This window comes from Rhodococcus sp. EPR-134, from assembly GCF_001647205.1.
Classification (GTDB): domain Bacteria; phylum Actinomycetota; class Actinomycetes; order Mycobacteriales; family Mycobacteriaceae; genus Rhodococcus_F; species Rhodococcus_F qingshengii.
Map to the genome: position 1 here is coordinate 1 of NZ_LVCT01000297.1, position 12,048 is coordinate 12,048.

The 12,048-nt window shown below is 64.8% G+C and carries 10 protein-coding genes; 5 read left to right on the plus strand and 5 right to left on the minus strand.

Annotated features, from left to right (window positions below):
* The 5 genes from A2J01_RS13535 to A2J01_RS13555 all read right to left on the minus strand — a co-directional run.
* Nucleotides 1-1,043 (minus strand): enoyl-CoA hydratase/isomerase family protein (locus tag A2J01_RS13535; RefSeq protein ID WP_197494220.1); only part of this gene is annotated, 1,043 nt, incomplete at its 3' end.
* The gene (locus tag A2J01_RS13540) at nt 1,044-2,264 is read right to left on the minus strand and encodes a thiolase family protein (protein ID WP_003942598.1); all 1,221 of its coding nucleotides are present in this window, start codon (nt 2,262-2,264) and stop codon (nt 1,044-1,046) included.
* A gap of 161 nt (nt 2,265-2,425) precedes the next feature.
* Nucleotides 2,426-3,715: an HRDC domain-containing protein gene (locus A2J01_RS13545; RefSeq protein WP_007732879.1), complete on the minus strand. Its 1,290-nt coding sequence runs from the start codon at nt 3,713-3,715 to the stop codon at nt 2,426-2,428.
* A gap of 11 nt (nt 3,716-3,726) precedes the next feature.
* Nucleotides 3,727-5,133, minus strand: a complete 1,407-nt coding sequence (locus A2J01_RS13550) for a WS/DGAT/MGAT family O-acyltransferase (protein ID WP_003942594.1) — start codon at nt 5,131-5,133, stop codon at nt 3,727-3,729.
* 60 nt (nt 5,134-5,193) lie between these two features.
* Nucleotides 5,194-5,784: a DUF3000 domain-containing protein gene (locus A2J01_RS13555; RefSeq protein ID WP_003942604.1), complete on the minus strand. Its 591-nt coding sequence runs from the start codon at nt 5,782-5,784 to the stop codon at nt 5,194-5,196.
* 168 nt (nt 5,785-5,952) lie between these two features.
* Between A2J01_RS13555 and hemE the strand changes: the two genes are divergently transcribed.
* The 5 genes from hemE (at nt 5,953) to A2J01_RS13580 (ending at nt 11,995) form a co-directional block, all read left to right on the plus strand.
* Nucleotides 5,953-7,050: a uroporphyrinogen decarboxylase gene (gene hemE, locus A2J01_RS13560; protein ID WP_030536874.1), complete on the plus strand. Its 1,098-nt coding sequence runs from the start codon at nt 5,953-5,955 to the stop codon at nt 7,048-7,050.
* Nucleotides 7,047-8,408, plus strand: a complete 1,362-nt coding sequence (locus A2J01_RS13565; protein ID WP_064112890.1) for a protoporphyrinogen oxidase — start codon at nt 7,047-7,049, stop codon at nt 8,406-8,408. The genes hemE and A2J01_RS13565 overlap by 4 nt, the downstream gene beginning before the upstream one ends.
* Before the next feature lie 4 nt (nt 8,409-8,412).
* Complete coding sequence (hemQ, locus tag A2J01_RS13570) at nt 8,413-9,108, plus strand: hydrogen peroxide-dependent heme synthase (RefSeq protein ID WP_003942644.1); 696 nt, start codon at nt 8,413-8,415, stop codon at nt 9,106-9,108.
* A gap of 54 nt (nt 9,109-9,162) precedes the next feature.
* Nucleotides 9,163-11,439 (plus strand): molybdopterin guanine dinucleotide-containing S/N-oxide reductase, encoded by a 2,277-nt coding sequence (locus A2J01_RS13575; protein WP_064112891.1) that lies wholly within the window; start codon nt 9,163-9,165, stop codon nt 11,437-11,439.
* Between the two features lie 82 nt (nt 11,440-11,521).
* A complete protein-coding gene (locus A2J01_RS13580; protein ID WP_223304570.1) occupies nt 11,522-11,995 on the plus strand; it encodes a YbaB/EbfC family nucleoid-associated protein in 474 nt (157 codons plus the stop codon).
* Nucleotides 11,996-12,048 lie beyond the last annotated feature (53 nt).

Sequence of the window (12,048 nt, forward strand, 5' to 3'; positions counted from 1 at the left end):
AGCTGGCTGGCCATGAGGCCGGCGCCGACGATGCCGACGCCGCTGACCTTACGAGCGAGCGAGCGGTCGGGTGCTCCGGCGGGACGCTTGGCGCGCTTGTTCACCAGATCGAAGGCGTACAGACCCGCGCGGAGTTCGTCCGTCAGGAGGAGGTCGGCAAGAGCCTCGTCCTCGGCCGCGAAGCCCTTGTCGAGCGAGGCGGCATCGGTGATGTCGGTGCTGCGAGCCAGTTCGAGCAACTCGACGGCCTTGACGGCGCCGGGAGCGTTGCCCTTGGTCTTGCCGTCGACGATCGCCTTCGCACGAGCGATCGCGTCGTCCCAGCCCTGGCCACGATCGATCTCGGGGCGAGCGGGGGTCACTGTGCCGGCGAGGACCTGCGACGCCCAGGCGAGGGACTGCTCGATGAAGTCGGCAGAATCGAGAACGACGTCGACGACGCCGAGTTCGAGTGCCTTCTTGGGGGAGAGCACCTTGTTCTGGTTCAGCGAGTTCTCGATAACCACGGTGACGGCGTTCGACGGGCCGACGAGGTTGGGGAGCAACTGCGTTCCGCCCCAACCGGGGACCAGACCGAGGAATGCTTCCGGAAGACCCAGTGCGCCCGCATTGGCGGCAACCGTGCGGTAGTGGCTGTGCAGGCCTACTTCGAGGCCGCCGCCCAGAGCGACACCGTTGATGAAGGCGAACGTGGGAACGGACGACTCACGCAGGCGTCGGAACACCTTGTGACCCAAGCGGCCCAGCTCGAGTCCCTGCTCACGAGAGGTGATCGCGGGAACACCCTTGAGATCCGCGCCGGCGGCGAAGATGAACGGCTTGCCGGTGACGGCGATGGCAACCGGGTTGGCGGCAAAGGCTTCGTCGAGGGCGGCGTCGAATGCTGCGAGTCCGCCGGGACCGAAGGACGACGGCTTGGTGTGGTCGAAGCCGTTGTCGAGGGTGATCAGTGCAAACGGGCCCTCGACGCCGGGGACCGAGATGATCTTCGTGTAGGCGTTCGTCACGACCTCGTCGGCGAATGCTGTTGCAATATCAGACATTTAGTTAACTCCTGCCTGGTAGTCAGCGTGGTTCGGGTTCTCCCAGATGACGGTGCCGCCCATGCCGAGGCCGATGCACATGGTGGTCAAGCCGTAGCGCACGTCGGGACGCGTCGCGAACTGGCGGGAGAGCTGCGTCATCAGGCGAACGCCCGAGGAAGCGAGGGGGTGGCCACATGCGATGGCGCCGCCCCACTGGTTGACGCGCGGGTCGTCGTCGGCGATTCCGTAGTGCTCGAGGAACGCGAGGACCTGAACGGCGAACGCCTCGTTGATCTCGAAGAGTCCGATGTCCTCGATCTTGAGGCCGGTGCGTGCCAGCAGCTTCTCAGTGGCGGGAACCGGGCCGATGCCCATGACGGCGGGGTCGACGCCCTGGTAGGCGAAGCCCACCATGCGCATGCCGACCGGCAGGCCGAGCTCGGCTGCGGTGTCCTCACCGGCGAGCAGTGCTGCGGTGGCACCGTCGTTGAGTCCGGCTGCGTTACCGGCGGTGATGCGTCCGGCCGGGCGGAACGGCGTCTTGAGCTTCGCGAGATCTTCGACGGTGGTTCCGGGGCGCGGCGGCTCGTCTTCGGTGGCCAGACCCCAGCCCGCGGAACTGCGGGTGGCGACGGGGACCAGGGTGTCGGCGATGAAGCCGGCCTTCTTGGCAGCGTCGTACTTGTTTTGGCTGTTGACGGCGTAGGCGTCCGTGCGGTCCTTGGTGATGGTCGGGAACCGGTCGTGCAGATTTTCGGCGGTGTTACCCATCACGAGGGCGCTCGGGTCGACCAGGCGGTCGGCGAGGAAACGCGGGTTGGGGTCTGCGCCCTCACCCATCGGGTGGTGACCCATGTGCTCGACGCCACCGGCGATCACGACGTCGTACTGGCCGAAGCCGATGCCCGACGCGGTCGTGGTGACGGCGGTCATCGCGCCGGCACACATGCGGTCGATGGCGAATCCTGGAACGGTTTCGGGGAGACCGGCGAGGATCGCAGCGGTGCGGCCGATGGTCAGGCCCTGGTCGCCGGTCTGCGTGGTGGCTGCGACAGCAACTTCGTCGATCCGTGCGGGATCGAGCTGCGGGTTACGGCGAAGCAGCTCACGAATCGCCTTGACGACGAGATCGTCTGCGCGCGTGTCGGCGTACATGCCTTTCGGGCCGGCCTTGCCGAACGGGGTGCGAATGCCGTCGACGAAGACGACGTTGCGTTGGTTGTTTGTGGATGGAGCCACGCGAATTCCTCCTGATGGAGCTGCCCACCGCACCGAAGGGCGGTGAGACGTTGGTTCGGCGATCACGGCCAGGCGTCCGGCCTCGTATCGAGCGTACTACTGCCCATTACTGACCGGTAACTTAACGTGCCGAATTGCTCCAACCTCACACCGGGGTCAGGTCAGGATTCCGGCTCTTCCACTTCGGGCTCGGCCGGGACCACGGAGTTCAGTGCCTCGGCGAGGACGGGAACGGTCAAAGTGCGTTGCCAGCCACGTGCGCCACCGGAAGTGAGCTTGGTCTCGATCGCACTCTCGACTTCGGCGATGTCCGAGTCGGGTTCCAGTTTCCAGTCCCAGCACAGGCGCCTGACCAGGTCGGGTTGGAGCAAATTCTCCACGGGCACCGAAACCTCTTTGCTCAGGTCCGACAGTGCTGCGCGCGCCGCGGTCAACCGATCAGCCGCCGCTGGATCCTGGCGGGCCCAGCGACCGGCAGCGGGCGGCCCGACGATGGGCGGGGTTTTCGGCGGAAGCTCGCTGTCGGGGAGCCTGCGCGCGGCTTCCAGTGCATCCATCCAGATACGCGAATACCGGCGTTGACGTGGTCCGCCGAAGACGGGAAGCGAGCGGAGCGCATCCAGCGACCGAGGATCTTTGAGAGCGGCATCGATGATCGCGGAGTCAGGAAGAACCCGACTCGGAGACACGTCGCGCTTGCGTGCGAGATCCTCGCGCGCCTGCCACAGCGCCCGTACTGCCGCCAACTGACGGGTGGTCTTGAGTGAGGTGATGTGCGACGTACGACGCCAGCGGTCCGGTTTGGGCTTGGGCGGGCCGGCCAGACGGATGTACTCGAACTCTTCCTTCGCCCACTCGAGCTTGCCTTGGGATTCGAGTTCGGCTTCCATTGCGTCGCGTAGTTCGAGAAGCACTTCGACGTCGAGGGCGGCGTAGTTCAACCAGGCGTCCGGCAGCGGACGTGTCGACCAGTCCGCAGCCCCGTGACCCTTGCGAAGTTCCACTCGCAGGGTTCGTTCCACGATCGCGGCGAGTCCGACTCGCTCGAACCCGGCCAGTCGTCCGGCCAGTTCGGTGTCGAACAGCTCGGCCGGCGTCAGGCCCAGTTCGGCGAGGCCGGGGAGATCCTGATCGGCAGAGTGCAGCACCCATTGCAACGGGTTGATCACCTCGGCCAACGGCTGCAGGTCTTGCGCTGTCGGAATCGGGTCGAGCAGGAACGATCCTGCTCCTTCGCGTCGAAGCTGGATCAGGTACGCCCGTGCCGAATAGCGGAATCCGGATGCGCGCTCGGCGTCCACGGCGAGCGGGCCGTGGCCGGAGGCCAGCGCGGCCGCGGCGTCGGCGACACCGGCGGCAGTGGTGATGACGTCCGGAACTCCGTCACGCGGAACGAGCAGCGGAACTACGTCGGAGGTGGGCTCGGTTGCATCATCGGTGACTTCGGACATGGTCACTGACTCTACGTCGCAGTCGGGGCCGGGGTTGTCACCTCAGCGTCGAACAGTTCGTCGAGTGCGGCTCCGAAACCTTGCGCGAGCTGGTCCAATTCGGGGGCCAGATCGGAGCAACTGACGATGCCGACGTCGAGTTTTCCGTCGAGAGACATCACCGTCACGTTGAGACCTGCTCCGTGAAAGATCGGGCCGAGCGGGAACATTCCCTTGATCTGGGCACCGAGGAAGTAGAGCGGGACCGGCGGTCCAGGCACATTCGACACGACCAGGTTGGACACGACGGGGTGACGCTCGGCGAGTTTGAGCGACGAGTACACGCGCATGGCGGCGCCGAACACCGCCGGCGAAGCGAACTGCGACCAGTCCTGGAGCATGTTCGCGCCCAGAGCCTCGTTGTGATTCTTCGAGGTGGCGTTGTAATCGCTGATTGCGTGCAGGCGTTCGACCGGATCGGCGATCTGGGTGCCGAGTTGCGTGAACATGCCCGAGATCTGGTTCGTGCCCGGACGATCGGATTTGCCGTGGACCGACACCGGCACCATGGCGACGAGGGAATCCTCCGGCAGCTCGTCCCGGTCCTCCAGATACTTACGCAGTGCCCCGGCGCAGAGCGCGAGAACCACGTCGTTGACCTTGACCCCGTGACGGTCCTTGACGGCTTTGACCTTCGCGAGATCGAGTTGGCTGAACGCGACGTTGCGGTGACCGGTGATCGCGCCGTTGAACGAGGTCCGCGGCGCGGTGAACGGAGCAGGCATCGCTTCACCCTTTCGTGCACGCGTCACCCACTTCGGGAGCATGGCGATTCCGCCGGGGACCAGACGGGCAATTCTTGCGGGTCGGGCGATGACGGCCATGAGTCCGCCGATGGCGATGTCCAGCGTTCCCGCGTCGCCCGCACCCTGTGCGGTGGGATCCACGAGCGCCGGTGAATCCGGTTCGAGACTGCACAGCTGAGCCAGGATGTTCGCGCCGGTGACACCGTCGGCAGCGCTGTGATGGATCTTCGACATGACGGCGATCTGTCCGTCGGCAAGTCCCTCGATCACCCACATCTCCCACAGCGGTCGGGAACGATCCAGCGGTTGGCTCGCGATGTGTCCGGCGAGCTCTGCCAGTTCCGCGTGTGTGCCGGGAGCAGGTACCGCGGTCCGGTGGCAGTGCCGCTCGATGTCGAAATCGTGATCGTCGACCCACACGGGGTAGTCGAGATTGAGACGGGAATCTTTGAGTTTGCGCCGGAACGTCGGCATGGTGGCCATTCGCGAGTCCAACTCGCGAAGCAGCTTCCGGTAGTCGTAGCCGCCCGGGATGGTCGTGGGGTCGAGCAGGACAAGTCCACAAACGTGCAATAGCTGGGTCGGTGTTTCCAAGTAGAGGAAGGTCGCGTCGAGTCCGCTGAGACGTTGCATGACTTATTCTAGAACAGGTTCTAGTATTTTTCCGGGGGAATGCTCAAACGAGTGACAGAGTTAGTCGTTCTGCCGCGACAGCGTGGTTATCCCGGCAGGCGGAAGCCCCGCCGCGTACGCGAGAACCTCGCAGAAAGCCTCGACGTGGTGAGCCAATTCGGACGAAGTTGCAGTCCAGGACGCTCGCAACTCCAGTTGATGGGCTCGCGGAGGTCCGGCGATGTCGCCGTACCGCACGGAAGTTGTAGCTGTGACCGTACCGCCCAGGGCCACAAAAGGTTCCGGTCCGGCCTCCAAAGCGTCCACCAGCCAACTCCAGGCTACTTCGGGAAGTAGTGGATCCGCGGCGACGGCTTCGTCGAGATCGGCCTGGATGTACGCCACCAACCGCATGGTGCCGTTCCACGCCTCGTCGCCGTCCGGATCGAACAACAGGATCAGGCGGCCGAAAGCGTCACCTTCGGACTGCTCGGCCACGACGTCGGAGTCCGGGTGGAGAACCTCGGCCCCCACCGCGTGGCTGTACGGAGCGAGACGCTGCGGCGGGCGGATAGGACCGACCTCTATCTCGGGCCGAACCCGCGCAGCGGTCATCGCCTCCACGGCGGCACGGAACTCGGCCGGGTCGGCTGTCGATCCGGATGTCGTCACAGGTCAGGACGTTAGTCGGGGATGCGGGCGGGGAGGTGGAGGCGCGCCGACCGAGTGTGGCTCGGGTGTGTGGCCGCTCACGAACCGCTCGGGTGTCCGATCCCGAGTGTGGGACGTGGCAGCATTGAGTCGATCGAAGACACACGTTGGCGGAGAGCGCGAGGACTGATGAGCGGGTTGGACAACATGAATTCAGGCATTACCGGGTCGGCGGAGTACAGCGCTCGGCGAGTCTTGCCCGACGCACCGTTGCTTGCCGCGGCGACCGGACGCACTCCGAGTCGACGGCCGGTGTGGTTCATGCGTCAGGCCGGGCGTTCGTTGCCGGAGTACCGCGAGATCCGCGCCGGGATCGGCATGTTGGAATCTTGTTTCGATCCGGCGCTGGTCTGTGAGATCACGATGCAACCGGTGCGCCGTCACGACGTGGACGCGGCAATCCTGTTCTCGGACATCGTCGTTCCACTCAAAGCCGCAGGAATCGATCTCGACATCGTTGCCGGCGTCGGACCGGTGGTGGCCAATCCGATTCGCTCCATCGCCGACGTTGCAGCACTTCCGCGACTGGTCCCCGAAGAGGTAGGCGCAATCGCGCAGGCCGTTCGGCTTCTCACCACCGAGTTGGGCTCCACGCCGCTGATCGGCTTTGCCGGAGCGCCGTTCACTCTGGCGTCGTATCTGGTCGAAGGTGGTCCGAGCCGGAACCACGAGAAGACCAAAGCGCTCATGCACTCCGATCCGAAGACCTGGCACGCGTTGCTCGGAAGCTTGGCCGACACCACGATCTGCTTCCTGCAGGCGCAGCTCAAGGCGGGCGTCGACGCGGTCCAGCTGTTCGACTCGTGGGCCGGCGCGCTCTCGCTGGCCGATTACCGGGAATTTGTTCTCCCGCATTCCGAGCGAGTGTTCGCCGAGGTTGCCGCTGCCGGCGTCCCGCGTATCCACTTCGGTGTCGGCACCGGTGAACTTCTCGGCGCGATGGGGGAGGCAGGCGCCGACGTCGTGGGTGTCGACTGGCGGATTCCGCTCGACGTCGCGGCTGGTCGTGTCGGTCCGGGTAAGGCGCTGCAGGGCAATCTCGATCCCGCCGTACTGTTCGCGGGCCCCGAGGTGATCGATCGTGAGGTGCGCCGGATCGCCGCCGAAGGGGACCGCGCGATCGAGGCCGGTGCCATCGGCCACATCTTCAACCTCGGCCACGGAGTTCTTCCCGACACCGATCCCACAGCGATCACCTCGGCGGTGGAGCTGGTGCACTCGCTGTGACAACGACTCGGCCGTCGGTCGCGGTGATCGGAGGCGGAATCTCCGGTCTGGTTGCCGCGTACCGGCTTCGGCGCAGTCTGGGCTCCGAAGCGGACATCACGATCGTCGACGACTCACCGCGGCTGGGCGGGAAGCTGCGAACGATTGATCTGGGCGGCGGACCGATCGACATCGGTGCCGAGGCTTTCATCGCTCGTCGGCCCGAGGTTCCCGCGCTTCTCGCCGAGCTGGGACTGACCGATCAGATCGTCTATCCCGCGGGCCTGAGTCCGTTGATCTGGTCTCAGGGCTCACTGAATCGGTTGCCGACCGGAACCCTGATGGGAATCCCGGCTTCGGCGGAGTCGGTTCGAGATCTTGTCGACGAGCAGACCCTGGCGCGCATAGCGGCCGAGGCCGGCGTCCCGCTGGAGTGGACCCGCGGTTCCGATTGCAGTGTTGCCGAACTGGTTTCGCAGCGATTCGGTGATCAGGTGGTCAGCCGATCGGTGGATCCGCTTCTCGGTGGGGTGTACTCGGGGCTGGCGGAGACCATCGGCGTGCGTGCAGCTTTGCCGACACTCGCTGCGGCCCTCGATGCGGGCTCTCGGAGCCTCACGGATGCAGTCGCAGCCGCATTGCCGACGCCTGCACCGGGGCCGGTGTTCGGAGCGCTCAGAGACGGGTACGGCATCCTGCTCGATGCGCTGCAGCAGGCCGCCGACGCGACCTTCGTCCGTGGCGAGGCTTCCGGGTTGCGCAGCGAAGGGGCTGGTTGGAACGTCGATCCGCTCGGAAGCGTCGACGCGGTGATTCTGGCCGTCCCGGCGCCGCGCGCGGCGGCGCTGTTGGCCGGAGTCGATGCGGATGTTGCGAGTACCGTCGCTCGGATCGAACTGGCGTCGTCCGCGGTGGTGGCGCTCCGGTTGTCCGGGCAGGTCGAACTTCCGCAGAATTCAGGGATCCTGGTAGCCACCGACGCCGACCTGACCGCCAAGGCGTTCACGCTGTCGAGCCGAAAGTGGACACACCTCGCTGATCGCGGTGAGCACCTCGTTCGGGTGTCGTTCGGTCGATTCGGTGCATCGGAGATCGTCGACCGGCCGGATGGTGAGTTGATCGACTTCGCGCGCGCCGATCTCGAGACCGTGACCGGAATCACCGAGGAGCCAGGCGCGACCTTCGTACAGCGGTGGCACGGAGGTCTTCCCCAATACGCCCCAGGTCACACGGAAATCGTGGCTGAAATCGAGTCCGGGATGACGCAGTTCGACGGCCTCGCCCTGGCCGGGTCGTGGCTGCACGGCGTTGGGGTTCCGGCGTGTGTCGCAGTCGGCACGACGGCGGCTACACGGATATTCGAGCGAGTGGCACGATAGACCCATGGCACGCCTTGATTTCGACAAACTGAACTCTGAAATCCGTTACCTCATGTTCTCCGTGTTCCAGGTGGAACCCGGTGTGCTGGGCGATGATCGGGAAGCTGCGGTCAAGGACGCCCGCTTGTTCTTCGAGGGTCTCGAAGACAAGGGCGTCGTGGTTCGCGGGATCTACGACGTCGCCGGCCTGCGCGCCGACGCGGACTTCATGATCTGGACCCACGCGGCCACCATCGAGGAACTGCAGGCCGCGTACGCGGATTTCCGTCGCACCACCGTCCTCGGACAGGCCAGTGCTCCCATCTGGAGCAACTCGGCGGTGCACCGCCCCGCGGAGTTCAACAAGAGCCACGTGCCCTCGTTCATCGCGGGTGAGGATCCGGGCGACTACATCTGCGTCTACCCGTTCGTCCGCTCGTACGAGTGGTACCTGCTCCCCGACGAGGAGCGTCGCAAGATGCTCGCCGATCACGGTATGGCTGCTCGTTCGTACAAGGACGTTCGCGCCAACACGGTCCCGGCCTTCGCCCTGGGGGACTACGAGTGGATTCTCGCGTTCGAAGCACCCGAGCTCATTCGTATCGTCGATCTGATGCGCGATCTACGTGCCACCGAAGCTCGCTTGCACGTTCGCGAAGAGGTGCCGTTCTTCACCGGCCCGCGCGTGGACATCGAGAAGCTGGTCCTTTCCCTTCCCTGATCTGCTTCGAAAGTAGTTTCTGTGACAACTGCACCGAACCGGCGTCGTCAACACATGTCCCATTGGGGAATGTTCACCGCCGAATCGGTCGCCGGCGAGGTGACCGCCGTGCATCCGTACGAGGGTGATGCGAATCCTTCGCCGATGCTCGGGAACCTCGCCGGTTCGGTGCGCAGTCGGGCTCGTGTTTCGGGCCCGGCGGTGCGTCGGGGTTGGCTCGAGAACGGGCCGGGTCCCAGCGACCGACGTGGAGCCGACGAATTCGTCTCGGTCTCCTGGGACGAACTGACCGAACTCCTCTCGCGTGAACTGCGTCGCGTGGTCGACGCGCACGGAAACAACGCGATCTTCGGCGGCTCGTACGGCTGGGCCAGCGCCGGCCGATTCCATCACGCGCAGAGCCAAGTTCACCGATTTCTGAATCAGCTGGGTGGATACACCAAGTCAGTTCACAGCTACTCGCTCGGTGCCACCGGCGTCATCATGCCGCGTGTGGTCGGAACGCACTGGAAGTTGTTCGCGCGCTCCACGTCGTGGGACGTCATCGCGAAGCACTCCGATCTCCTCGTCTCGTTCGGAGGAGTGCCGATCAAGAACACCGGAGTCAATGCCGGTGGTACGAGCGATCATCCGACGCGCGGGGCGCTCGACGCGTTTCGTGCCCGCGGCGGAAAGATCGTCTCCTTCAGTCCGTTGCGTGACGACGTCGAGGGTGACTGCGAGTGGATCGCACCCGTTCCGGGAACCGACGTTGCAATCATGCTTGCCCTGGCGTTTGTCCTGGCGTCGGAGGACCTGCACGATCGCGATTTCCTGGGCCGTTTCTGCGTCGGTTACGAACGCTTCGAGGACTACCTGCTCGGACGTTCCGACGGTGTACCGAAGGATCCGCGCTGGGCGCAGAAGATCTCCGGTGTGTCGGCGGAGTTCATCACCGACCTGGCTCGGAGAATGGCGTCTGGCCGGACGCTGGTGACCGTCACGTGGTCGTTGCAACGCATCAAACACGGTGAACAGGCACCGTGGATGGGCGTGACACTCGCAGCGATGCTCGGCCAATTCGGGCTTCCGGGTGGAGGTTTCGGGCACGGCTACGGTTCGATGAACGAGCCGGGTCTGGCTCCGGTGCCGTATCCCTTGCCGACCTTCTCGCAAGGTGTGAATCCGGTGTCGGATTTCATTCCGGTAGCCGCGATTTCCGACCTGCTGCTTTCGCCCGGGGAGGAGTTCGATTACGACGGCCGGCGCTTGACCTATCCCGACATCCGGTTGGTCTATTGGGCCGGTGGCAATCCGTTTCACCACCATCAGGATCTCCCGAGGCTGCGACGGGCATTTGCGCGTCCGGACACGATCGTCGTTCACGATCCGTACTGGACGCCGATGGCCCGCAACGCCGACATCGTTGTCCCGTCGACCACGTCGCTCGAACGAAATGACCTGAGCTGCACTCGAAACGACCCGCTTCTGGTCGCGATGCAGCAGGTCGTTCCACCTTTCGAGAACTCGCGTGACGACTACGACACGTTTGCCGCTCTCGCTTCTGCGCTCGGATTCGGGGAACAGTTCACCGAGGGGCGATCCTCACAGGAGTGGATCGAGCATCTCTACGGTCAATGGCGGCCGTTCGTCGATGCAGACGGCGGCAACACACCGACGTTCGAGGACTTCTGGGCAGAAGGGCACTACCGGATGCGAACCGAAGACAACCTCGTGCTCTTCGGTGACTTCCGTGAGAATCCCGAGAAATATCCGCTCTCGACTCCGAGTGGGAAGATCGAGATCTTCTCCGAGACCATCGAGTCCTTCGGCTACGACGACTGCGCCGGCCATCCGCGCTGGTACGAGCCCGACGAGTGGCTGGGTGGACCGCGAGCCTCGCAATTCCCGCTTCACTTGATCGCCAATCAGCCCAAGACGCGTCTGCACAGCCAACTCGATCACGGCGCTGCGAGCCAGGCGTCGAAGATTCAGGGACGCGAGCCGATTCGTATGCACCCCGATGCAGCGGCCGCGCGCGGCGTCTCGGCAGGAGACGTGGTGCGGGTGTTCAACGATCGCGGAGCGTGCCTTGCTGGTGTGATCGTCGACTCGGACTTGCGGAGCGACGTCGTCCAACTTTCCACCGGTGCCTGGTACGACCCGCTCGATCCTGCCGATCCCGACTCTCTGTGTGTGCACGGCAATCCCAACGTTCTGACACCGGACGTCGGCACGTCGTCACTCTCGCACGGGTGCACCGGCCAGCACGTTCTGGTGCAGATCGAGAAATTCGACGGGGCCCTGCCGCCGGTCAAGGCATTCGATCCGCCCGTGCTTCGTTCACGCTGACGGAACCGATCGGCCACCTCTCGCGTCGAACCTCGTGAGCGCCTGAATCAGGTGTCACGATCTATCGAAGGTGGGGGCCATCGTGAGTGCAGCGGATGTTGGTTCGATGCGGGGGCAAGTCGAAGTACTTCGGGCTCAGATCGATTCGATGCAGCACGTTCTGTTGGAGCGGACTCGATCGCTGGCGGACTTGCAGGAGAGGATCGCTCGAGCGACGGCGAGCGCGCGTTCGAGTGACGGCAGCGTGGAAATCGTCGTCGACGCCTCGGGGGCGGTGGTGGGAGTCGATCTCTCGGGGAGTTCTTACGCCAAGCATTCGCCGGCAGCGTTGGGGAATCTGATCCTGGCTACGGCCGCGTCTGCGGCAGAAGACATACGCCGACAGGTTGCCGAGATGACGAAGCCGCTCACGGAGGCGGCCGGAATCGACTTGCCGGATCTGGTTCCGGGCGTGCTCGGATTGCGCGAGATTCTCGAACCTCGTCCGAGCTCCACACCGGCTTCCTGCGACGAGAACTGGGACCGCACCGTTCTGAGGAGCTCCGGCAATGTCTGAACTGGGCGTGAATGTGGCCGCGATGAAAAGTGCTGCACCAGCCTTCGCGGTGG

Excerpts from the sequence above, each read along its gene's own strand:
- A2J01_RS13545 (WP_007732879.1), bottom strand. The coding sequence starts at position 3,715 with ATGTCCGAAGTCACCGATGATGCAACCGAGCCCACCTCCGACGTAGTT.
- A2J01_RS13550 (WP_003942594.1), bottom strand. The coding sequence starts at position 5,133 with ATGCAACGTCTCAGCGGACTCGACGCGACCTTCCTCTACTTGGAAACA.
- hemE (WP_030536874.1), top strand. The coding sequence starts at position 5,953 with ATGAGCGGGTTGGACAACATGAATTCAGGCATTACCGGGTCGGCGGAG.
- hemQ (WP_003942644.1), top strand. The coding sequence starts at position 8,413 with ATGGCACGCCTTGATTTCGACAAACTGAACTCTGAAATCCGTTACCTC.
- A2J01_RS13575 (WP_064112891.1), top strand. The coding sequence starts at position 9,163 with ATGTCCCATTGGGGAATGTTCACCGCCGAATCGGTCGCCGGCGAGGTG.